This window comes from Cryobacterium sp. CG_9.6, from assembly GCF_029893365.1.
Taxonomy (GTDB): Bacteria; Actinomycetota; Actinomycetes; order Actinomycetales; family Microbacteriaceae; genus Cryobacterium.
In genome coordinates, this window is record NZ_JARXUZ010000001.1 from 2,614,241 (window position 1) to 2,637,091 (window position 22,851).

At 64.6% G+C, this 22,851-nt stretch carries 17 protein-coding genes; 16 read left to right on the forward strand and 1 reads right to left on the reverse strand.

From position 1 onward, the window contains the following. Positions 1–83: 83 nt before the first annotated feature. From H4V99_RS12015 to H4V99_RS12045, 7 genes are all read left to right on the forward strand, one after another. Positions 84–872, forward strand: coding sequence for a DeoR/GlpR family DNA-binding transcription regulator (locus H4V99_RS12015; RefSeq protein ID WP_280680107.1), 789 nt, complete (start codon positions 84–86; stop codon positions 870–872). Beyond that, on the forward strand, positions 869–1,855 hold the full coding sequence (locus tag H4V99_RS12020; RefSeq protein ID WP_280678590.1) for a hexose kinase: 987 nt from the start codon (positions 869–871) through the stop codon (positions 1,853–1,855). Before H4V99_RS12015 ends, H4V99_RS12020 begins: the two co-directional genes overlap by 4 nt. Beyond that, entirely contained in the window at positions 1,852–3,867 is a 2,016-nt protein-coding gene (locus H4V99_RS12025) for a fructose-specific PTS transporter subunit EIIC (protein ID WP_280678592.1), read from the forward strand. The genes H4V99_RS12020 and H4V99_RS12025 overlap by 4 nt, the downstream gene beginning before the upstream one ends. A 75-nt stretch (positions 3,868–3,942) precedes the next feature. After that, positions 3,943–5,640 (forward strand): phosphoenolpyruvate--protein phosphotransferase, encoded by a 1,698-nt coding sequence (ptsP, locus tag H4V99_RS12030; protein WP_280678594.1) that lies wholly within the window; start codon positions 3,943–3,945, stop codon positions 5,638–5,640. Positions 5,641–5,691: 51 nt separating this feature from the next. Continuing rightward, positions 5,692–5,970 (forward strand): HPr family phosphocarrier protein, encoded by a 279-nt coding sequence (locus H4V99_RS12035; protein ID WP_280678595.1) that lies wholly within the window; start codon positions 5,692–5,694, stop codon positions 5,968–5,970. Positions 5,971–6,135: 165 nt separating this feature from the next. Continuing rightward, positions 6,136–6,387 (forward strand): hypothetical protein, encoded by a 252-nt coding sequence (locus H4V99_RS12040; protein WP_280680109.1) that lies wholly within the window; start codon positions 6,136–6,138, stop codon positions 6,385–6,387. A 2-nt stretch (positions 6,388–6,389) separates the two neighbouring features. Then, on the forward strand, positions 6,390–7,364 hold the full coding sequence (locus H4V99_RS12045) for an FHA domain-containing protein (RefSeq protein WP_280678597.1): 975 nt from the start codon (positions 6,390–6,392) through the stop codon (positions 7,362–7,364). A 42-nt stretch (positions 7,365–7,406) separates the two neighbouring features. Here the strand turns inward: H4V99_RS12045 and H4V99_RS12050 are convergent, their stop codons facing one another. Then, positions 7,407–10,862, reverse strand: a complete 3,456-nt coding sequence (locus H4V99_RS12050) for a TM0106 family RecB-like putative nuclease (protein WP_280678599.1) — start codon at positions 10,860–10,862, stop codon at positions 7,407–7,409. 199 nt (positions 10,863–11,061) lie between these two features. Between H4V99_RS12050 and H4V99_RS12055 the strand changes: the two genes are divergently transcribed. From H4V99_RS12055 to H4V99_RS12095, 9 genes are all read left to right on the forward strand, one after another. Beyond that, complete coding sequence (locus tag H4V99_RS12055) at positions 11,062–12,714, forward strand: ABC transporter substrate-binding protein (protein WP_280678601.1); 1,653 nt, start codon at positions 11,062–11,064, stop codon at positions 12,712–12,714. Positions 12,715–12,720: 6 nt separating this feature from the next. After that, a complete protein-coding gene (locus tag H4V99_RS12060; RefSeq protein WP_280678603.1) occupies positions 12,721–13,677 on the forward strand; it encodes an ABC transporter permease in 957 nt (318 codons plus the stop codon). Further along, positions 13,674–14,561 (forward strand): ABC transporter permease, encoded by an 888-nt coding sequence (locus H4V99_RS12065; protein ID WP_280678605.1) that lies wholly within the window; start codon positions 13,674–13,676, stop codon positions 14,559–14,561. Before H4V99_RS12060 ends, H4V99_RS12065 begins: the two co-directional genes overlap by 4 nt. Positions 14,562–14,566: 5 nt before the next feature. Continuing rightward, a complete protein-coding gene (locus tag H4V99_RS12070) occupies positions 14,567–16,426 on the forward strand; it encodes a gamma-glutamyltransferase (protein WP_280678607.1) in 1,860 nt (619 codons plus the stop codon). Continuing rightward, positions 16,410–18,146 (forward strand): ABC transporter ATP-binding protein, encoded by a 1,737-nt coding sequence (locus H4V99_RS12075; protein WP_280678609.1) that lies wholly within the window; start codon positions 16,410–16,412, stop codon positions 18,144–18,146. Before H4V99_RS12070 ends, H4V99_RS12075 begins: the two co-directional genes overlap by 17 nt. Next, complete coding sequence (locus tag H4V99_RS12080) at positions 18,127–18,819, forward strand: GntR family transcriptional regulator (protein ID WP_280678611.1); 693 nt, start codon at positions 18,127–18,129, stop codon at positions 18,817–18,819. Before H4V99_RS12075 ends, H4V99_RS12080 begins: the two co-directional genes overlap by 20 nt. 338 nt (positions 18,820–19,157) lie before the next feature. Continuing rightward, positions 19,158–21,278 carry a S9 family peptidase gene (locus H4V99_RS12085; RefSeq protein ID WP_280678613.1) on the forward strand — a complete coding sequence of 707 codons (2,121 nt, stop codon included), beginning with the start codon at positions 19,158–19,160 and terminating at the stop codon, positions 21,276–21,278. A gap of 175 nt (positions 21,279–21,453) precedes the next feature. Next, entirely contained in the window at positions 21,454–22,065 is a 612-nt protein-coding gene (locus H4V99_RS12090; protein ID WP_280678615.1) for a GAF and ANTAR domain-containing protein, read from the forward strand. Positions 22,066–22,103: 38 nt separating this feature from the next. Then, on the forward strand, positions 22,104–22,820 hold the full coding sequence (locus H4V99_RS12095; protein WP_280678617.1) for a GAF and ANTAR domain-containing protein: 717 nt from the start codon (positions 22,104–22,106) through the stop codon (positions 22,818–22,820). Positions 22,821–22,851: the final 31 nt, after the last annotated feature.

Here is a 22,851-nt window from a genome sequence, read left to right on the forward strand (position 1 = left end):
TCTTGACATCGGAAATGAAACACAGCTAAAGTTAATGAAACCAACTTCCCGTGACATCCGTCACTCAGCGTCGAGGAGGCATCATGTTCGCCGAAGAGCGTCAACTTCTGATCGCCGACCTGGTCAACGAACGCGGTCGAGTCACGGTCAATGACCTCGCCAGCCGCTTCAACATCACCTCCGAAACGGTGCGTCGTGACCTGGACGTGCTCGAGAAGGCCCGTCAACTTCGACGTGTTCATGGCGGCGCCGTGGCCATCGAGCGAATGAGCCTGTCGGAGCCGAGCATTCAGGAACGCCAGACCCAGCGCCTCGATGAGAAATCACGCATTGCACAGGCTGCTCTGGCCATGATCCCGACCAGCCGTACCGGGTCCATCATCCTCGATGCCGGGTCCACCACGGAGCACCTCGGCGATCTACTCGCCGAGTGGTCACCACCAGCGCCCGGGGACCAACTTCTCGTCATCACCAATGCCCTCCCCATCGCCTGGAAGCTCTCCAACAATCTTGCAATTCATCTGCACGTTCTGGGAGGCCGCGTCCGCGGTCTTACCAGCGCCATTGTGGGAAGCGACACAATCGAACAGCTCAGCGCCCTGCGCCCAGATATTGCCTTCATTGGTGCCAACGGCGTGAGCGCCAACTTTGGGCTGAGCACGCCAGACTCCGTCGAGGCGGCAGTGAAGTCGGCCATCGTGAGGTCCGCCCGCCGCGTCGTTGCGCTGGCCGATTCCTCCAAGCTCGATGAGGAGACTCTCGTGTGCTTCGCGGAGCTCACTGAAATCGACACCCTGATAACGGATGCCCCGCCGTCAGCTGAACTCGCGGCTGCACTGGTCGCCGCCGACGTAGAGGTAGTGATCGCATGATTCTGACGCTGACACCGAATCCGAGCCTGGATCGCACGATCGAGCTGGCGTGGCCACTCGCGCGTGGGGAGGTGCAGCGAGCCGTCGCCGCTCACCACGAACCCGGCGGCAAGGGCGTCAACATCTGCCGCGCCCTGGAGGCATCCGGAGTCCGGAGTCTCGCGATCCTTCCCGGCGACACAGACGACCCGGTTCTGGTTGCCCTCCGCAGTCAGGGAATCCCCCACCTCGGTCTGCCGATCGGCGCCGCTCTGCGCAGCAACGTGGCCATCACCGAACCCGACGGCACCACCACCAAGGTCAACGAACCCGGCCCGATCCTGAGCCTGGCCCAGCAGGCCGCCCTTGTGGATCTTGTTCTCGATCACGCTCAGGGCGCCAGCTGGCTGGTGCTGGCGGGTTCGCTGCCCCCCGGAGTGCCCGACGATTTCTATGCCGTTGTCATTCACACGCTTCGTGCCCGGTTCGGCGACAACGCACCGCGCGTAGCCGTGGATTCATCCGGCGCGCCCCTCGCCTTCGCCGCCGCTGCCGCTCCCGATCTGCTCAAGCCCAACGCCGAAGAACTCGCCGAACTCACCGGCGTCTCGGATGCCGACACCCTGGAGTCCAACCCGCTTCTCACCGTCGAAGCCGCGCGAAGCCTCATCGCGGGCGGTGTCGGAGCTGTTCTGGCAACCCTCGGGTCCCGAGGCGCCGTACTCGTGACCGCAGCGGGTAGCTGGCTGGCCCAGACTCCCCCGATGGTTGCTGTCAGCACCGTCGGCGCCGGAGATTCGGCTCTGGCCGGCTTTCTGCTTCGCAGCAACGCCGGAGCGAGCCCGAGCGAGTGCCTCCGCCAGGCCGCTGCACACGGTGCCGCCGCCGTGGCACTTCCCGGTTCGACCGTTCCCGCTCTTCACCAGACCCACCCTGATCTCGTCTCCGTGACGGCAGTACAACAACACAGCATGGCCCTACATCCAAAGGAGAATGACCAGTGAGTGCACTGATTACCCCGGAGCTCGTTGCTCTGGACACCGAGCTCGGCACCGAGCCCGCGACCGTCATCCGGCACCTGGCCGAACTCATCGTGGCAGCAGGTCGCGCCACGGGCGTGGACGGACTCTATGCGGATGCCCTGGCCCGCGAGGCCAAGACGGCAACCGGTATTCCCGGTGGTCTGGCAATTCCCCATTGCCGATCAACGGCAGTGCTGGAGCCCACCCTGGCCCTCGCCCGCCTGTCCACGCCCGTGGACTTTGGATCGAAGGACGGCCCGGCCGACCTGATCTTCTTCATCGCCGCCCCGGACGGAGCCGACCAGGAGCACCTCAAGATTCTTGCAAAGCTCGCCCGCTCGCTCATGAAAAAAGACTTCACCGCCGCTCTGCGTAGCGCCGCAACGTCGGCCGAGATCGTGGACCTGGTCTCGAACGTCGTCGCTCCGGCCCCTGCTACGGTCGGTGCCGACACTACCAACGCCGGAACCGGTGCCTCGGTTGCTCCCGTTGCGGGCGCACAGCGCCTCGTGGCCGTGACCGCATGCCCCACGGGAATCGCGCACACCTACATGGCAGCCGACGCCCTCGTTGCCGCCGCCAAGGCTGCCGGAATCGACCTGCAGGTTGAAACTCAGGGTTCGGCCGGTCTCACACCACTTGATCCGGCCGTGATTGCCGCAGCCTCGGCCGTCATTTTTGCCGTGGATGTGGATGTGCGTGGACGCGAGCGCTTTGCTGGCCTCCCGGTCATCAACGCTCCCGTCAAGCGTGGAATCGATGATCCCGAACGGCTCATTGCGGAAGCCCTCGCCGCCGCCGCCAACCCGGATGCCCGCCGCGTGAGCGGCGGTACCACCACGTCCGACGCAACCGAGAAGAACGAGCACCTGGGCCAGAAGGTCAAGCGCGCACTGCTCACCGGCGTGAGCTACATGATCCCGTTCGTGGCCGGTGGAGGACTGCTGATCGCCCTCGGTTTTCTGCTCGGCGGCTATGAGATCACCCAGATTGCCGACACGGTGGTGTTGCAGAACAGCCTCACCAACCTGCCCGAGGGTGGCATCGCCATTTACCTCGGCGCCGTGTTCTTCAAGATCGGTGCCCTGTCGATGGGCTTCCTGGTTCCTGCCCTCGCCGGTTACATCTCCTTCGCCATCGCCGACCGACCCGGCATCGCGCCGGGCTTCGTGGCCGGTGCTGTTGCCGGATTCATGGGTGCCGGCTTCCTCGGTGGCATCGTGGGTGGCCTGCTGGCCGGCGTCGTTGCCGCAGGCATCGGCCGTATCAGTGTGCCGCGCTGGCTCCGCAGCCTCATGCCGGTTGTGATCATCCCGCTCGTGGCCTCCATCGTTGCCTCCGGGTTGATGTTCATTGCCCTCGGCGGCCCGATCGCCTCCCTCACGGTGGCCTTGAACTCCTGGCTCAATGGCATGACCGGTGCCTCCGCCGTGATTCTGGGCATGATCCTCGGCCTCATGATGGCCTTCGACCTGGGTGGCCCCGTCAACAAGGTGGCCTACGCATTCGCCGTTGCCGGCCTCGGCGCTGCAAGCCTGACCAACCAGGCACCGTGGCAGATCATGGCCGCGGTCATGGCTGCTGGCATGGTTCCGCCGTTGGCAATGGCACTGGCCACCGTTCTCGACCGCAGGCTGTTCAGCCTCGCCGAGCGCGAAAACGGCAAGGCAGCCTGGCTGCTGGGCGCCTCCTTCATCTCCGAGGGCGCCATCCCGTTCGCTGCTGCCGACGTCTTCCGCGTGATTCCGGCCAGCATGCTGGGAGCTGCCGTGACGGGCGCCCTCTCCATGGCCTGGGAAGTGACGAGCAAGGCGCCGCACGGCGGAATTTTCGTCTTCTTCGCTATCGACAACTTCCTGCTCTTCGTGCTCTCCATCGTGATCGGTACACTTGTGTCGGCATTCGCCGTCGTGGGCCTGAAGCGGTACGCGGTGCGGAAGCCCAAGGCCGCGGTTACCGAAGCCGTCAACGAGACGGCCTACGCGACCGTCTGAGTCACCAGCAGTACCCTCGCCCGCACCCGGTTCTCCGGGTGCGGGTCGTAACACCACCACATCTAAGGGAGTCTCGTGCAGACGCTGTCAGACAACACGTACACCGGAGTGGGTGTCAGCCCGGGACGGATCATCGGTTCCGTTCGGCAGATGCCCAGGGCCGTGTCCGAGCCCCCGGCCGGGGAGCGTTTGACGCACGAATCCCCGGAGGCGGCCACGGACGCGCTCCGAGCAGCAGCGAAGTCGGTGCAGGCAGTACTCAACGATCGCGCTGCCGGTGCCGCCGGGGCCGGTCGTCAGGTTCTCGAGGCCACCGCACTGATGGCGGCAGACCCGATGCTGATCAAGGCTGCGGTCAAGCTCATCACCGCTGGGTCATCGGCCGAGCGCGCCATCTGGGACGCCGCGGCATCCGTTGCCGAAATGCTGCACAACCTCGGCGGCTACATGGCGGAACGGGTAACGGATGTCTTTGACGTGCGCTCTCGAATCGTCGCTGAGTTGCGCGGTGTGCCGGCACCCGGGATCCCCCTCAGCGACGTGCCGTTCGTGCTTGTGGCCGAAGACCTTGCTCCGGCCGATACGGCCACGCTGGATCCCGCAGTCGTGATTGCCCTCATCACGTCGAGCGGCGGACCCCAGTCACACACGGCCATCATTGCGCGGGCTCTGGGTTTGCCCGCCGTCGTTGCGGCACTGGGTGTCACCGAGCTGGCCCACGATGCCCTCGTTTACGTGGACGGCGCCGCTGGAACCGTTACCCTGAACCCCGGTGCCGATGAACATGCCGCCGCCGCGGCCTGGGCAACGACGGCCGCCTCCCTCGCTGAATTCGATGGTAACGGCCGCACACGAGACGGCCACCTCGTTCCCCTGCTGTCCAACGTGGGTGGCGCGGACGACGCGGTCAAAGCAGCCGCGGCCGGCGCTCAGGGCGTGGGGCTGCTCCGCACCGAGTTCTGTTTTCTCGACCGCGACACCGAACCGAGCGTGGACGAACAGGTTGCCGCCTACCGCGGCGTCTTTGACGCCTTCCCCGGTAAAAAAGTTGTTCTGCGCACCCTCGATGCCGGCGCGGACAAACCGCTCCCCTTTTTGACGGATGCCTCGGAGCCGAACCCCGCCCTCGGTGTGCGTGGTTACCGCACAGACCTCACCTCACCCGGCGTGCTCCAGCGCCAGCTCAGCGCCGTCGCGCTGGCTGCCGAGGACTCGGCCGCCGACGTGTGGGTCATGGCACCCATGATTTCCACCGCTGAGGAGGCCGGAGACTTTGCGGCGCTCTGCACGGCTGCTGGCTTGACGACTCCGGGAGTGATGGTGGAGGTGCCGTCCGCGGCCCTGACCACCGAGGCGATCCTTCGGCACGTGGAGTTCGTGAGCCTCGGAACCAACGACCTCACGCAGTACGCCATGGCCGCCGACCGCCAGCTCGGCCCCCTCGCTGCGCTCAACACCCCCTGGCAACCCGCCGTCTTGCAGCTTGTTCGACTCACCGTCGCCGGCGCCGTGGCCGAAGGGGAGAACAAGCCCGTCGGGGTATGTGGTGAGGCCGCCGCAGATCCGGCCCTCGCCGTGGTGCTCGTGGGCCTGGGGGTCTCGACCCTCTCGATGACGGCACGTGCGCTCTCGGCCGTAGCCGCCGTGCTGGCCTCGGTCACGCTGGCTGAGGCGCAGAGCCTGGCCGCGCTCGCCCTGGCGGCGTCGAGCGCAACGGAGGCTCGTGCGGCTGTGCGCGCCCACCTGCCGATTCTGCACGATTTGGGCCTCTAGAGCCCCGCTTTTCTGCCACCACATTCACATCAAACATTTCAGGAGAAAACCATGTCTGAACGCACCGCCGTCATTGCCAGCCGCGTAGGCCTCCATGCCCGTCCAGCCGGAATCTTCGTCGCCGCCGTGAGCGCGCTTGAACTGGAGGTCACCATTTCCCTGCAAGGGGAGCCCGCCGATGACGCCATGGATGCCTCAAGCATCCTGTCAATCATGAGTCTCGGTGCCAGCAACGGCGACACTGTTGTACTTCGTGCGGAGGGTGACGGCGCCGATGAGGCGCTCGCCTCGCTCGTCACCATTCTTGAGACGGATCTCGACGCCGACTAGTAGCCTCGTCATCTCCTGAGCTGTCTTGAACACACCTAACTAGGTAGCTAAGCTAGATAAAACTCCCCGGCATGACTGTGTGCGGGGAGGCCGGTGCAATTGCCGGAACGGGCACTACCTTATTGCGAGCGAAAAGGACCTACCGTGACTGAACGACAGACATACCTGGGCAATGTGGAAAGCACCCCGGAGCCAGAAGAACGCACCATCAAGGACTGGACCGATCTGGGTCAGGAAATGTGGTCGTACCTGACGGGCAAGGGCGCAGCCATCAACTACAGCTTCATCGACATGATGGTTGAAGTTCCCCGTGACATTGGCCCCGATGCCCCGCGCGCGGTGTGGAAGCTCAACGGCACGTTGCGGGTCACCACGAGTGACGAACAGTCCGCTGGCGCTGACCCTTACCGGAACTGATCATGAGCTCCTCAGCGGGCTCAGCACCGAAAAGTTCAAAGGCGACGAAATCCGGCATCAAGCTGCATATTGATCTCGCCTTTTCCCTCGCTGAGCCCACGCCCACGCCGGTGGAGAGCAGTGAATCGACCGGTGCAGAGTTCGGCGACTCCTTCGGTGCCGCCGACGTGATGAGCGGTACGGTGACCGCCAATGGATCGGAAATCACGGTCTTCACGAGCAACCCCGAATTGTTTGTTCAGGGTCGGGCCCTCAGCTTAGAACCGCTCCGCACCGTGGCCGCCGAACTGGCGTCCCGCGGTCTGACGGTATCGATCACGGGCCCCGTGGGCGTCATTGCTCGCCTCGGCGACGTTCAGGCATCCGTGACACAGCGTTTGGTGACCCGGTCCCCCAACATTGTTCTCGGTGCACCCAACGCCCTCGCGCCACTGGTGCAGGCGCGAATGCGCGGAAAGTCACGCATGTCCGTGGCGATCCCGCTTCCGCCGGCAACGGTGCTCCCGATCGCGCCTACCTTCGATCGGCACCGCCGGCGTGGGGTCACCACCACCCACTACTCGCACGGAAGCGGTCGTCCTCGACTGATTTTCGTCGTGGGATCAGAAAACTGGAACGGACAGATGCCTCGGGAGTTCGACCTGCTCCCGGGAGTGACCACCATCGGTTCCTCTCCCCAGGCCGACTTGCAGCTGCCCGGATTGAAGGCAATCCACGCCGAAATCCGTCATGACGAGCACGACGAGTACCGACTGTTTGCCGTCGGTGACGTCTCCGGCAGCTCACGGCCGAAAGAAGATGGCCGCGGTGGAAGCGATGGTCAGGTTCTGCGCACCGGCTCACGGATCGAAATGGGCCCGTGGCGCATGGGCTACTTCCGGGAAGAATTCGCCGACCACGGCCGCCCCTTTGGCGGACGCGTGGGCGGAGAATTTGCCGTACAGAAGACTCAGGCCCCGCGCCCTCGCGGCAAGTAGGTGCTGAGTGAAGCGGATGCCCATGGCGGGCATCCGCTTCACTCATTCTGCGTTCGGGCTCACCAGCGTAATGAATGCGCTCAGCTGAGCCAGGGCCGCCGGGGTTCGCGGTAGGTAGTCCGTGAGCGCGGGCGAGTAGACGACGTACGCCGCCCACTGCGCCCGCGAGATGGCGACGTTCAGCCGGTTGGCCAGGAGGAGAAACTCCAGACCGCGTGGCACCTCCTCGGCTGAGGACGCCGCGAGCGACACGATGGCCACGGCCGCCTCCCGCCCCTGAAACTTATCGACCGTGCCCACGGCAACACCGGCAAAGCCGGCCACGCCGAGCGCTGCCCGCAGCAGTTCCACCTGCGCGTTATAGGGCGCAACAACGATGACGTTGCGCTGTTCCAGCGGCGCGGTGCGACCAGCGGATGTCCAGGCTCGGCCCACAAGGTCGCCAACGAGGGTCACCACGGCCGCCGCTTCCTGCGGAGACGACGTTGAATTGGAGCGGTGCTCGATGGGCACCGGATGGAGGCCCGCAGCCACTCCCGCGAGCGACCGGTCCGAGTCATGCGAGCGCAGCTTGCCCTCGTAGGAGAGCACGGAAACCGGCGCGCAGACGGCCGGGTGCATGCGCCAACTGGTGGCCAGAAAATAACCGAACTCGCTCGGCAGCACGTTGTGGCCGTCGGAGAGCCAGCCGAGGGCCGACGTATCCACCGGTTCGGGGTGCGTGCCCTGGCTCACCTGAGGGAGCTGTTGCGGATCGCCCAGCAGCAACAGGCGCTGGGCCGACACCGCCGCCGCGATGGTGCTCGCGAGGGAATACTGACCGGCTTCATCAATGACGAGCAGGTCGAGAGATCCCCGCGGGATTCGGGTGGCGTTGCTGAAATCCCAGGCCGTGCCACCCACGACATAACCACCCTGTTGCCCGGTGAACCGCACGAAGCCGGCGGCGTCAAGAGCGGTCCACGGCACGGGCAGCTTTTCCTCGCCCTTTCTCGGTTTCTTCCCCACCCGATCCGCGTCAACGCCAGCTGCCAATACCGCCTTGAGCATGTTTTCCACCGTGGCATGTGACTGAGCAACAACACCCACTGTCCAGCCGTGATTCAGCACGAGATCGGCAATGACCCGCGAGCCCACGTAGGTCTTCCCGGTTCCGGGCGGACCCTGCACGGCGAGGTAGGAGCGGTCGATTCGAAGCAGACTGGTGCGAATAGCGGTCTGCACATCACCGTCGATAACCGGCGCAAGTGCGCCCGTGCGCGGTGCCGAGCGACGCAGTATGTCGAATGCGGCATCGGCCAGGGGCTCCGGGTGTGCCTCAAGCACGGTGCGGCCCCAGTGGGAGATCGCGTCAACCTGAGTGCCAGCCGGCGGTGGCGTTCCCGGCGTCAGCGCGACGGGCAGCTCGTCGTGCTGCGGGGCATCCGCGTGCAGGACCTCTTCGATGAGGTAGTCGAACGCGTCGGTAACCTCCACGATCGTTGCTTTGTTGTGCGCCGCGCGCGCGCGCGGGTCACTGCCGCGAGGGATGTTCGGGTACGGCGCGTCGTAGAGGAGAAATGGCTGGTCCCCCGGTTTGAGCGAGCTGCCCGGAGCGAGGGTTCCCGACACGCGCAGCAACCGCCGATCGAGCTTCTGGCGACCCTCTCGATGCCACCCCACGGCAACGCTGGCCGACTCGATGATGAGAACGTCACGCGTGTCGGCCCACTCGTCGGCCGGTGAACTGAGGCGAAAATAGTGATCCCACCAGAACGATTTCTGCTCCCGGCGGTGGTAATCAATGGCCGCTGAGGCCAGCGCCAACGCGGTCTGGTGGGGCGTGCGCTCCCGCGGTGACACATCCCCGAGCAGAGCCGTCAGTTCGAGGTACACCGGGTCAGGCTCGCGCAACACCACGTCCAGGGTGAGGTCGCGGGCGGTTGCCAGCGGCACGTTGTTCTCGCGAGCCCGAGCAAGCAGCCAATCACGCAGGCGCAGTGTGGAGCGGCAATCGTAGGCGTTGTACCGCGCAATGTCCGCGAGAACGACGGCCGCGGCAGCCGTGTCTCCCGCCGCCGTTAGCGCCCGAAAGCGAACGTATTCGGCAATGGAGTCGGCCGCGTTAGCCACGCCCTCGCGCTCATCAACACCCATATACAGGGGCTCAAGTTTTTTCAGCGAGTAGCTACGGCTGCCCACACGGAGTCCCTGACGCACCACCGGATAAAGGTCGATCAGAACCCGATTGCGCAGCAGATCGTCCACGATCTGCTCGCCAACCCCATGGCGCGCCGCGAGCGTGAGGAGGTGGGTGCGTTCATAGGGCGCGTAGTGGTAGATATGCATGCCGGGGTGCCGAGCGCGGCGCGCCTCGACCCACTCGAGAAACTGGAGGAGCGCCATCCGCTCCTGGGCATAGGAGTGCGCCCAGAACGCATGGAACGAGTCGTCGGGCTCAACGAGTCCGAACAGGTAGTCCAAGCCCCACGCACTCCCCGCGTTGTCGATGTTTTCCGTGGCAGCCGAATCACCGAGGGCGATCTCTGAGTAGAGCGGGTCGCCCTCGAAATCGAAGAAGATATCACCGGCATCGGGTTCGGGGAGCCCTGCGAGCGCCGCGGGATTCACCACCTCCCAGACGATGGGTTGCCCACCCGTGGGCTTCTCGATCTGCACTCGGGCCTGTTCTCGCAGAGCAGTGAGGGCGCTGTCGGACATTCCATCCACGGACGCGGTGCGCCCGGCCAGCTGCTCGATGGTGGTGATGCCGGCGGCCCGCAGGTGCGCACGCTGACCTAACCGCAGGTTGGCCACGAGTAAGACATCGCGCTGCAGCGTGACCTGCTCGTCACAGGCCTGGCAGCGACCGCACGCACTGTAGCGGGGGTCGTTCCACTCGGTGGGTCCGTTCGCGGCGACGCGCTCGTCGATCAGACGTTCCAGGCGCTCTCGGCGCTGTCGGTAGACGGGCAGGATGTCCTGCAGGCGGTGCGAACTCGTGCGACCATCGCCGAGCACAACGTGCACCCGGTCTCCCACGGCCAGTCCCCGCCTCAGCAACTGGTCGCTGTACGCCGCCAGCTGCAGCAGGGCGGTGACCTTCGCCGTTCGGGCCAGCTTGGTGTCATAGACCTCATACGTGCCGTCGTCGCCGCGAATGATGAAGTCGGCGTAGCCGAGAAAGCGCCCATCGAAGAAGGCGGCCTGGTAGACCACCTCGGCACCGCTCTGCAGTGCCGCGTCGCTCTCGTGCACGGCGTGCAGGGGATCGTCACCGCGTGCGGGCCGAGAAATGTCCACAACCCGGTGCGTGGCACGCAACCGCGCGAGCATGCGCAGCTCATGCTCGTCGCCAAGCTCGGCCGTACGGCGCAGCATGGCGTCCTCGGTTCCGACCACTGCATCGATACGCCCCAGACGAGCGTCAAGGCTGCGCATAAGCGCCCATTCGCACTGCGCCGCCGCGCTCAGGTCACTGGCCGAGTACACAACGGTCGTGGGGTCGAGCAGGTACACGCGGTCTCCTTGCGTCGGGCGCGGACGAATTACCCCGCGCTTGCGAGGCTACCGAACACCACCGACACCACCGCTCCACACACCGGATCGATTCCCACGATCGGTTAACAAGATCGTAACAAAGGTATACAAACGATGAAATATGTGAATGATTGTATTCAATCTAACAAAGCTGTGATTCGCCGATCATTGGATGTTCATGTCTCCCTCCCTCCCCCGTTCCGCGCGTCGCCTCTGGCTCCCCGCGCTCGCAGCGGGTCTCGTGCTCGCCACAACGGCGTGCCAGGCCCAGCAGTTGCAGGCAGCACCCGATTCGTCATCACGCCAGGACGTCACCAGCGCCCCAATCGGCGACCAGACCATCATTGAGGGCGGCGATTTCGTCATGGCCCTGTCTGCCGAACCCGACCGTCTCGACCCCACAACGTCGTCGTCGCTGTACACCCGGTATGTGATGCAGACCGTGTGCCAGAAGCTCTACGACATCGATGCCACCGGCGATATTGTGCCGCAGCTCGCCACCGAGCTGCCGGAGTTCTCCGCCGACGGTCTCACGGTCACCATCCCCGTGCGCAGTGACGCGGTCTTCGCTGACGGCACCGCCTTCAACGCGGAGGCCGTGGCCACCACCCTCGAACGCAACCTCGCGCTGCCCGCCTCCTCCCGCCGGAGCGAACTTGGCCCCATCACCAACGTCGCCGCCATCGACGACGACAGCGTGCAGATCACCTACTCCGAACCGTTTGCCCCGATCACGGCCGCCCTGGCCGACCGAGCCGGCATGATCATGTCCCCGCAGGCACTCGCCACCACCGGCGACGCCTTCGGTGACAGCCCCGTGTGCGTCGGGCCGTTCAAGTTCGTGGAGCGGGTGCCGCAGACCTCGATCACCGTTGAACGCGATCCCCTGTACTACGACGCCGGCAACGTTCACCTCGACACGATCACCTACCGCATCATGACCGACTCGAATATTCGTGCCGCAAACCTGCGTTCCGGTGACGTGCAGGCTGCCGACTCCATCTCACCCCAAGACGTCGATGCGCTGATGACCGAACCGGGAGTGGGAATCCTCCAGGTTGGTTCGCTTGGCTACCAGGGCATCACCGTCAACATCGGTAACACCGACGGCATCGGCACCACGCCCGGCACGATTGACACACCCCTGGCGCAGGACGCCACCATCCGCGAGGCACTCTCCATGTCGGTGGACCGTGAGGCCCTCGTCAGTAGCGTCTTCAACGACTGGTACGAGCCCGCCTGCTCCCCGGTCTCCCCGGCAAGCCCGTTCACCTCAAACGCAAGCGAGGCCTGCCCCGCCTACGACCCGGAGGGCGCCAAGGCACTCCTAGCTGCCGCCGGAGTCGAACAGCCCTACGCGATCGACATGCTCGTGAGCAACAACCCCGATACCCTGCGATTCGCTCAGGCGCTGCAGGCATCCGTTGCCGATGGCGGCTTTGAACTGACCATCTCCCCCGTGGAGTACTCCACTCTTCTTGACGTTCAGACCCGGGGAGACTTTGACGCCCTGCAGCTGGGCTGGTCGGGCCGGGTTGACCCGCACGGCAACATGTTCAACTTTCTCTCCACCGGCGGCAGCAACAACTATTCCGGCTACAGCAACGCCAACGTGGATACCCTTCTCACGGATGCCTCCGCCACCACCGACGTCTCGGATCGCGCCGCGCTTTACGGCGAGGCGGTGGCCCAGGTTCAGGACGACAACCCCGTGGTGTACCTCTACCGCCAGCGCAGTCTCACCGCGTACTCCACCAGCATTGCCGGAATTGAAACCTTCGCCGACGGCGTGGTGCACCTGAGCGACGTCGCGTTCGTGGAAGGCCAGTAGCGCAGAATGATCCACTACCTGATCACTCGGCTCTGGCAGTCCGCGATCACGCTCATTCTGGCGTCGCTCGTGGTCTTCGTGGGGGTGCGCCAGCTGCCGGGTGATCCGGCCCTCGCCATGGCGGGAGAAGAAGCGACTCCGGAACGCGTCGAGGCCATCCGGGTTCAACTCGGCCTCAACGAACCTCTCATCACGCAGTACCTCACCTTTCTCGGCAACATGGCTCGCGGTGAACTCGGCAACTCCACCCGCACCGGTGCACCGGTGGCCGATCTCATCGCCACGACGTTGCCGGTGACGCTGTGGCTGGCCACGTATGCCATTATCGTGGCCGTGATCGTGGGCGTCATCCTCGGCGTCATCGCCGAGCGGTATCGCGGACGATGGCCCGAATGGATCGCCAACGGTTTAGCCCTCGTGGGACTGTCGGTACCCAATTTCTGGCTGGGGATTCTCGCCATCCTCTACCTGTCGGTGACGCTCGGCTGGTTCCCGGCCTCGGGATATGTCCCTATGACCGAGAATCCGCTCACCGCCATCTATCACCTCACACTGCCGGCCATCATTCTGGGCACCGGGCTTGCGGCTGTAATCATGCGGCAGACCCGAGCCTCCATGATCGAAACGATGAAGACCGACTACGTGCGCACGGCCAAGGCAAAGGGACTGAGCGGCAGTCGCGTACTGGTGAGATACGGCCTCCGCAATTCGCTCATCGTGGTGGTGACGATTGTGGGGCTGCAGCTCGGCGGCCTGATTTCCGGCGCGGTCGTGACCGAGCGCATCTTCGCGCTCCCCGGGTTCGGCAAGCTCACCCTCGACGCCGTGTTCACACGGGACTACCCGGTGATCCAGGCGGTTGTGCTCATCATCACCGTTGGATACATCCTCATCAACCTCGCCGTCGACATCCTGTATTCCGTGGTCAATCCACGCATCCGAGTGGGAGGAAGAACCTCGTGACCAGCACAAACACCATCACCCTCGCAACCCACGACCTGGGCAGCGATCGTGGTCGACTCTGGCGCTCGCTGCGACGAAACCCGCTCGGAATGGCCGGCGGAATCATGCTCGCCGTCGTGGTGCTCGCCGCCCTTCTCGCCCCACTCATCGCGCCCCACGGACCCAGTGAGGTGAACTTCAACGCACCCTTCCAGCAGCCGGGCACCGTGGGCTACCTGATGGGAACGGATGACCTGGGCCGCGACATCTTCTCCCGCATGCTGTTCGGGATTCGCGTGTCGCTCCAGGTGGGCGTGCTCTCCGTAGCCCTCGCCGTGGTGATCGGAACCCCCCTCGGGCTCCTCGCCGGGTATTGGAACTGGCTCGACGGCATCATCTCCCGCCTCACCGACGTGACGCTCGCCTTCCCCTTTCTGATCATTGCTGTTGGCCTCTCCGCTATCAGCGGCCCGAGCCTCACCAATGCAGCAATCGCCCTCGGCGTTGCCCAGGTTCCCACCATGATCCGAGTGGTGCGTGGCGAAACGCTGCGCATCAAGGAGACCGATTTTGTTCTCGGTGCCCGCACCATGAACGCCTCGGGGCTGCGGGTCATCTTCCAGCATGTACTGCCCAACTGCGCCTCGGCCATCATCGTGCAGGCCTCCGTCATTATGCCCGTCGCCGTGATCGGTGAGGCGCTGCTGTCGTTCCTCGGGCTCGGAATCCAGCCGCCAACGGCCAGCCTCGGCATTATGCTGTCCGATGCCCAGCAGTACATCTTTCGATCGCCCACCGCCGCAATTTTTCCCGGTGTCGCCATCGCCGTGATCTGCCTCGGTTTCAATCTTGTGGGCGACGCTCTGCGCGACGCCCTCGACCCCACCAACGCAAGCCGAAAGTAGCCGCCGTGACCTTCACCACCCCCACCACCTTCACCACGCGTCCCACACTGCAGGGCACCTTCGGCATGAGCGCATCCACCCACTGGATTGCGACGGCCACGGCGCAGGCCGTGCTCGAACGCGGCGGGAATGCCTTTGACGCTGCCGTCGCGGGCGGGTTCGTTCTGCAGGTGGTCGAGCCGCACCTCAACGGACCGGGCGGCGATCTCACGGGAGTCTTCGCCACCGCAGCCGAGCCGAGCGTTCCCCTCGTGCTCATGGGTCAGGGACCGGCGCCGCTCGCCGCCACCGTGGCCCACTACCGCAACGAGGGACTTGAGCTGGTCCCCGGATCCGGGGCCCTCGCGGCGGCCGTTCCCGGAGCAGTCGATGCCTGGCTGCTGCTCCTGCGCGACTACGGCACTTGGGAACTCGACGCCGTGCTCGCCTTCGCCCTCGGCTATGCCCGCGCCGGCCACCCGATCCTCGGCCGGGTCTGCGACACCATCGCCACGGTCTCCGAGCTGTTCACCGAGCACTGGCCCACCTCGGCGGCGCAGTGGATGCCGAACGGTCGCGTTCCCCTCGCCGGCGAGCTCGTGACCAATGAGCCGTGGGCCAGAACCCTGAGCCGGTTGATCGAAACCGCCCAGGCGGCCGGACCCCGCCGCGAGGATCGCATCGATGCGGCCCGCGAGCAGTGGCGTGACGGCTTCGTTGCCACGGCCATCGCCGAGTTCAACCAGACTCCGCACCGCCACTCCACCGGCACAGACCACGCCGGGGTGATGACCGCTGCAGACATCGCAGCCTTTCAGGCATCCGTTGAACCCGCCACCACCGTCACCTTCCGCGGCCACACGATCGCCAAGACCGGAGCCTGGGGCCAGGGACCGGTTTTGTTGCAGATGCTCACCATTTTGGAGGGCTTCGATGACGACCATCTTGACCCCTCCACGGCGCTCGGCGTGCACACGATCATCGAGGCCGAAAAGCTCGCACTCGCGGATCGCGATGCGTACTACGGTGACGGCGATGTTCCCCTCGACGTACTGCTCTCGAGCAGCTATGCCACCGTTCGACGAGCGCTCATCACCGATCAGGCCTCCCACGAGTGGCGCCCCGGGGTGCTGGCGGGGCATACTTCCTTCACTCCGCCGATGCGCACCGAGTATCTTCCCCCCGCGCTCGTTCACCTCGGCGGAGACGTGACCTTTGCCGGAGTGGGCGAGCCCACGGTCGCAGCGCCGGCCGCGGCATCCGCTGGCGAAGCCATCACCATGCCCACCGGAGAGATGCGCGGCGACACGTGCCACATTGATGTGGTGGACCAGTGGGGCAACATGGTCTCGGTGACACCGTCCGGCGGCTGGCTCCAGTCCTCCCCCACCATGTCAGAACTGGGATTCTGCCTGGGTTCACGGCTGCAGATGACCTGGCTCGAATCGGGATCACCCTCCACGCTCACACCCGGGAAGCGCCCGCGCACCACGCTGACGCCCACGCTCGTGCTCAAGGACGGCGTCCCCGTGGCGGCCCTCGGCTCCCCCGGCGGCGACCAGCAGGACCAGTGGCAACTGCTTTATCTACTGCGCACCATTGTGGGGGGCTACACCCCACAGCAGGCGATCGATGCGCCGGCCTTCCACACGACATCGTTTCCCGGCTCGTTCTGGCCCCGCACCTGGACACCGGGTGGCGCCGTGGTGGAGGACCGCCTCGGCGAGGCCGTGATTGCCAACCTTGAACAGCACGGCCACCTGATTACCCGAGCGGGTGACTGGTCACTCGGTCGGCTCTCGTCGGTGACGAGTGACCCCGAGACCGGCCTGCTTCAGGCCGCCGCGAACCCCCGAGGAGCACAGGGCTATGCCGCAGGACGCTAGAACCACCGCCAGCACTTCGACCGCGACCACCGACGAGACCACGACCGGCCCCGGAACGGTGCTGCTGGACGTTCAGGACCTCGAAGTGTCCTTCGGCGCCGACCCTCGACCCGTGGTGCACCGCGTCAGCTTCCAGCTGCGTCGCGGCGAGCGCGTGGCCATTGTGGGCCAGTCCGGTAGCGGCAAGTCCACGATCGTGGGCGCCCTCCTGCGTCTGTTGCCCGGGGACGGCCAGATCACCCACGGGCACATTCACCTCGGTTCCCACGTTGAGGGGATTGAAATTTCGTCGGCGACCGAGAAGCGGATGCGCGGCATCCGTGGGCGTCGAGTGGCTCTCGTGCCGCAAGACCCGGCCGCAAATCTGAATCCGTCCATGAAGGTGGGGGCTCAGATCAGCGATGCTCTCGCGAGCAACGGTGAACGTAACGGGCTACGCACCCGCGCTGCTCGCACGGAACGGGTGATCGAGCTGATGACCGAGGCCGGTATTCCCGACGCCGCGCGACGGGCCAAACAGTACCCGCATGAGTTTTCTGGCGGAATGCGCCAACGCATGCTGATTGCTATCGCGCTGGCCGGCGAACCCGAGCTGCTCATCGCTGACGAACCCACCTCGGCTCTTGATGTGACCGTGCAACGACAGATTCTCAATCATTTGCAGACCCTGGTTGATGCGCGGGGCACGACGCTGCTGTTTGTGACCCACGACCTGGGTTTGGCCGCCGACAGAACGGACCGCATCATCGTTATGTCGGAGGGACGGATCGTTGAGGTGGGCACACCCCGGGAAATCCTGCTCTCCCCCCAGCAGGACTATACGAAGCGCCTCGTCGCCGCGGCACCGACGCTCGGAACGCCGCCCGACTCCGGGCCGCTGAGCGTCGCATCCGTGGTGGCGCGCGACCAGTTCGCCGCGCCTCCGGTGGCTGACTCACCGCCCATTCTTGCCGTGGCGAACCTGGTGAAGGAGTTCGCTTTGCGCGGACAGCGCGGTTCCCTGGTGCGCGCCGTCGATGATGTGTCCTTCTCGGTGCAGCGGGGAACCACCACGGCGATCGTGGGCGAATCGGGGTCAGGGAAAACGACCATTGCCCGCATCATCCTCGGCCTGGAAAGCGCCACCAGCGGTACAGCCCTCGTGGCTGGCCGCGGCATCTCGGCCAGTCATGCCCGGGACCGCAAGGCGCTCCGCCGCATGGTGCAGCCCGTGTTCCAGGACCCCTACGCGTCGCTTGATCCCACGTACAGTATCGAGCGGTTGATCGATGAGCCCCTGCGCATTTTTCACGTGGGCGACCGGGCCAGCAGGCGTGCGCGGGTGGCCGAGCTGCTTGATCAGGTGGCTCTCTCGCGTGCGGTGGCGCAGCGTCGACCGAACGAACTCTCCGGCGGGCAGCGACAGCGGGTCGCCATTGCGCGCGCTCTCGCGCTCGAACCGCAGGTGCTCATTTGCGATGAGGCCGTCTCGGCCCTGGACGTTCTGGTGCAGGAGCAGATTCTGTCCCTGCTCCAGGACCTGCAGCAGCGCCTCGGCCTCAGCTATCTCTTCATCACACACGATCTCGCCGTGGTGCGGCAGATTGCGCATAATGTGGTGGTGATGAAGTCGGGCAAAGTGGTGGAGAACGGTGACGTGAACCAGATCTTCCTGGCACCCGACGACGCCTATACCCACGAACTCCTAGGAGCAATACCCGGTGCTGCCTTCGCCCACTGACCCCATTTCCCTCCCGCCGTTTCGCGTGCAGGACGCCATTCGCGCCGACATTGTTCTCGGTACCCTTGCACCGGGAAGTCGCATCACGGAGACCGCACTGGCCACGGCCTACGGCACCTCGCGGGTTCCGGTGCGTGAAGCCCTGCACGCCCTCGAGGCGGAAGGGTTCGTCGAGTCCACGCCCTACGTGGGCTCGCGAGTCTGCGAGATTCCGGTGGCCGACGCCGACGACCTCTTTGCCATTCGCGAGGTCCTCGAATCCGCCATCTCTCGGCGGGCGGCAGAACGGTCGCGCGCGCAGTTCTCCGCCGCAGCACCGTTTTCGGACTGGGCGCCGACCCGCCGCCGCCTTGCTGGCATTCTCGATGCCGGCGACAGGGCGGTAGCCACCGATTCTCTCGAAACGCTGCCGGAGCTGAACGGACAGTTTCATCTGGGACTGGCTGAACTCAGCGCGAGTGCATCGTTGACCCTGTTGCTTCGTCAGATCTCACGCAAGATTGAATGGCTCTACGCGGCCGACATCCACTCTCGGGGCAAGCGACTGTGGGACGATCATCGACCGATCATGGCCGCCATCGACGCCGGAGATTCGGACCGGGCCAAGCAGCTCATGGCCACGCACGTGTGTCGTGCCCGCGTGGGTTATCTGAGCAGATTCGGCCAGGCATAAAACCGGCAGTCTAGTGTCGTCAGATGCTCTACCGCTATCCCCCAAGCGGGAGAAGACCGCGTGGCCCAGACCGACGTATGGTGGAAGTGTCGGATGAATCACCACGATTCGGCGATGGGAAGGATTCTCGTGAAGATGCTACAGATTGAATGCCCAGAGTGCAACCAACTGGTCTGGATCACGTCGGATACGCGCTTCGCCACTTATCACTCGAGAGAGAGCTCCACCGAGGACTGCCCCGGTTCACGCACCATCATTCCCGTGCCTCCGAAGATTTCCGCACGACGAAAGAGCGTCAGCACGACACGTTAGGCCGGTCTGCGGACGTACTCTTGAGCATGAGCACTCCTCCCCTGGCGGCGCAAAAACCGCAGCAGCGTATCCATCACGACGATGTCGTTGTCGATAACTACGAGTGGTTGCGGAACAAGGAAAACCCCGAGGTGATCGGTCATCTCGAGGCTGAAAACGCCTACACCGCCGTGCGCACGAATCATCTTGAGCTTCTGCAGGAACAACTTTTCGAAGAGATCAAGGGTCGCACCCAGGAGACTGACCTGAGTGTTCCAGTGCGCCGCGGCGACTGGTGGTACTACACCCGCACCGTCGAGGGCCACGAGTACGGCATTCACTGCCGCGCACCGATCACCGCGCCGGGCGACTGGGTTCCACCCGTTCTGCACCCGGGTGTTGGCGGCACGCTGCCCGGTGAGCAGGTTCTGCTCGACGACAATCTGGAGGCGGCCGACCACGACTTCTACTCTCTGGGTAGCTTCGACCTGAGCGCCGACGGCAGCATGCTGCTGTACGCCATCGATGTGGAGGGCGACGAGCGGTACACGATCCGCGTGCGCACCATCGCCACGGGTGACAACCTGCCCGATGAGATTTCCAACACCAGCGCGGGCGCCCTGTTCGACCCGAGTGGCCAGTACCTGTTCTACACAACGGTCGACGAGGCGTGGCGGCCGGACACCGTGTGGCGTCACGAAATCGGTGCCGCGGCATCCGCTGACGTGCAGGTGTTCACCGAACCCGACGAACGCTTCTGGGTGGGCGTTGGACTCACACGGAGCCGTAAGTACCTCATGATTGAGGCCGGGTCCAGCGTGACCACGGAGACACACCTGCTGGATAGCGCCGACCCCACCGGCGAGTTCACCGTGGTGTGGCCCCGACACGAGGGCGTCGAGTATGACGTGGAACACGCCGTGATCGACGGAGAAGACCGCCTTCTTATTGTGCATAACCATCAGGCGATCAATTTCGAACTCGTGAGCGTTCTGGCCGCCGACCCGCTCGGTGACAAGCGCATGCTTCTGGCCCACAACCCAGACATTCGTCTCGAAAGCGTTGACGCGTTTCGCGACTTCATCGTGGTGGAGTACCGCCGAGACGGCCTGACACGGGTGGCGGTCGACCGCCCCGGCGGAGTGCTCACCGAGATCACCTTCGACGAAGCCCTGTTCACCGTGGGGAGTTCCGGCAACCCGGAATGGACCCAGCCCACCGTGCGTCTGGGTTATACGAGCTTTGTCACCCCGGGAACGGTCTATGACTACGTCGTCGATACGGGTGAGCTCCGCATGCTCAAGCAACAGCCGGTGCTGGGTGGGTACGATCCGTCCCTGTTCGAGCAGCGCCGGGAGTGGGCCACTGCCGCCGACGGCACCCGCATCCCCCTCTCCCTCGTTTTTCGGCGCGACCTCGTGACTCCCGGGACCCCCGCGCCCACCCTGCTCTACGGCTATGGTTCCTACGAGCACAGTATCGATCCGGGCTTCGGTATTCCTCGTCTCAGCCTCCTTGATCGGGGCATGATCTTCGCTATTGCGCACGTTCGTGGGGGTGGCGAGCTGGGCCGCACCTGGTACGAGCAGGGAAAGACACACCAGAAGCGCAACACCTTCACCGATTTCATCGCCTGCGCCGAGCACCTGATCGACGAGGGTTACACCACGCCCGATCGCCTCGTGGCCGAGGGGGGAAGTGCCGGCGGCCTCCTCGTGGGTGCGGTGGCCAACATGGCACCGGAGCTCTTTGCGGGAATTCTCGCTGTGGTGCCTTTCGTCGATGCCCTCACCTCGATTCTCGACCCGTCGCTGCCGCTCACGGTAATCGAGTGGGACGAGTGGGGAGACCCCCTGCACAACCCCGAGGTCTACGCCTACATGAAGTCGTACTCACCCGTGGAGAATGTGCGCCAGACGCACTATCCACGCATTCTCGCGGTCACCAGCCTCAACGACACGAGGGTCTTGTATGTTGAGCCGGCTAAGTGGGTGGCCCGTCTTCGCGAGGTGGGAGCGGATGCCCTCCTTAAGACCGAAATGTCAGCCGGCCACGGCGGCGTGTCGGGCCGGTACAGCGCGTGGCGGGAGCGGGCCTTCAACTATGCCTGGGTCATCGACGTGGCCGGCGCGCATCCGACCGGAGAAGGACTCACCGCCGTCGACTGATCGGCGTGCTCCCCACGATTCTCGGTCGGATTACTGCTGGCCCCTTCACGCGGGAGCACCGAGGGTCGTATCCTGTAGTGGCACAGACTACGAGGGCCAGAGAGGCCGGTCGAGCATGCCACATCATGGGTTTTTCTCAAACCCTGGCTACGACGGCTCTGTGTGCGCCCAATTCGTGAAGGCGCTCCCAATCTCCGGTGCTGGCGTTTCCGTATTTGGTACAGCGCTCCCGGAAACCTCTATCTGTTCCAGCAATTCACGAGCGGCTGAGCTTGAGGAACTCCAGTTTGATCTGGGCGAGGGTCCGCGCTGGGAAGCCGTGCGCACCAGACGGCCCGTTTTTGTTCCCTCCCTCCGAAGCCACCCCCACACGCTGTGGCCGGTCTACGGCAAAGCCATTATGCTCCTCGATGTTCAGGCCCTCTTCGTTTTTCCTCTCATCATCGGTGCCATTGACGTGGGGGTGGTGGAGCTTCACAGCACAGAACCCAGCATGCTGAGCGCGAAGGACATCACCACCGCCACCGCGCTGGTTGATCAGGCGGCGTGGTCCCTCTTGAACGTTGTGCTCACCTGGAATGAGCAGGATCAGAAGACCCCCCAGGCGCTATCGCCTGTCGGTCGCCGGGAAATCCATCAGGCCACCGGAATGGTTCTCGTGCAGTTGGGGTCAACCGCCACCGAGGCGTTGCTTCGTCTGCGTGCGCACGCTTTTCTCCACGGCATGTCCGTGCGGAACGTCGCCCAGGAAGTCGTGGCCCGCACTCTGGTTTTCGCCCAAGATTAGGAGTTCCTTCCCAGCAATTTTGGTTTTATGATGTCACTATGAGCACGGTAAGTCGCGCATCGCTGGTGAGCGGGGCGTTCGTAAAATTGGCTGATGCCCTGGTGGGCGAGTACGACGTTGTTGACGTCTTGCATACTCTGGTGGAGCAGTCGGTTGAGCTTCTTGACGCTGAGGCGGCCGGGCTACTGATTGCAGACCAAGACGGCATCCTGCAGGTTCTTGCGTCCACCAGCGAAGAGAGCCAGCTGGTGGAGATCCTGCAAAGCGAAGCTGGTGTGGGTCCGTGCGTCGATGCTTTCCGCACCGGAGTCGTGGTGACGATCGATGACATCGCCTCTGTCGAGGGTGACCGCTACCCCGACTTTCAAGCAGCCGCTCTGTCCCAGGGCTTTCGTTCGGTGCACGCCATTCCCATGCGATTACGCCCCAACACCATCGGGGCACTGAATCTCTTCCGAATCCAAACCGGAGCGTTGAGCGAGGAAGACGCCGCAATTGGCCAGGCTCTGGCGGATGTCGCCACCATCAGCATTTTGCAGGAGCGCACCGTGCGCGAAAATGCCGCCGTCACCGAACAACTGCAGCGGGCTCTCAACAGTCGGGTTCTGATCGAGCAGGCCAAGGGGGTCATTGCCCAGCGCAGCCAACTGAATATGAACGATGCCTTCAACCGCCTGCGCACCTACGCCCGTGCGCACAACGAGTCCATGCACGAGAGCGCCGAAAAGGTCATCAGCAACGAAGTGCGCGTGTAGCCTCAGCGGCCGCTAGCCGAACCGACCAGCA

Bases quoted from the DNA above. Each gene is read 5' to 3' on its own strand.
- H4V99_RS12015 (WP_280680107.1), top strand. From the start codon at position 84: ATGTTCGCCGAAGAGCGTCAACTTCTGATCGCCGACCTGGTCAACGAA.
- H4V99_RS12020 (WP_280678590.1), top strand. From the start codon at position 869: ATGATTCTGACGCTGACACCGAATCCGAGCCTGGATCGCACGATCGAG.
- H4V99_RS12035 (WP_280678595.1), top strand. From the start codon at position 5,692: ATGTCTGAACGCACCGCCGTCATTGCCAGCCGCGTAGGCCTCCATGCC.
- H4V99_RS12045 (WP_280678597.1), top strand. From the start codon at position 6,390: ATGAGCTCCTCAGCGGGCTCAGCACCGAAAAGTTCAAAGGCGACGAAA.
- H4V99_RS12055 (WP_280678601.1), top strand. From the start codon at position 11,062: ATGTCTCCCTCCCTCCCCCGTTCCGCGCGTCGCCTCTGGCTCCCCGCG.
- H4V99_RS12060 (WP_280678603.1), top strand. From the start codon at position 12,721: ATGATCCACTACCTGATCACTCGGCTCTGGCAGTCCGCGATCACGCTC.
- H4V99_RS12075 (WP_280678609.1), top strand. From the start codon at position 16,410: ATGCCGCAGGACGCTAGAACCACCGCCAGCACTTCGACCGCGACCACC.
- H4V99_RS12085 (WP_280678613.1), top strand. From the start codon at position 19,158: ATGAGCACTCCTCCCCTGGCGGCGCAAAAACCGCAGCAGCGTATCCAT.
- H4V99_RS12095 (WP_280678617.1), top strand. From the start codon at position 22,104: ATGAGCACGGTAAGTCGCGCATCGCTGGTGAGCGGGGCGTTCGTAAAA.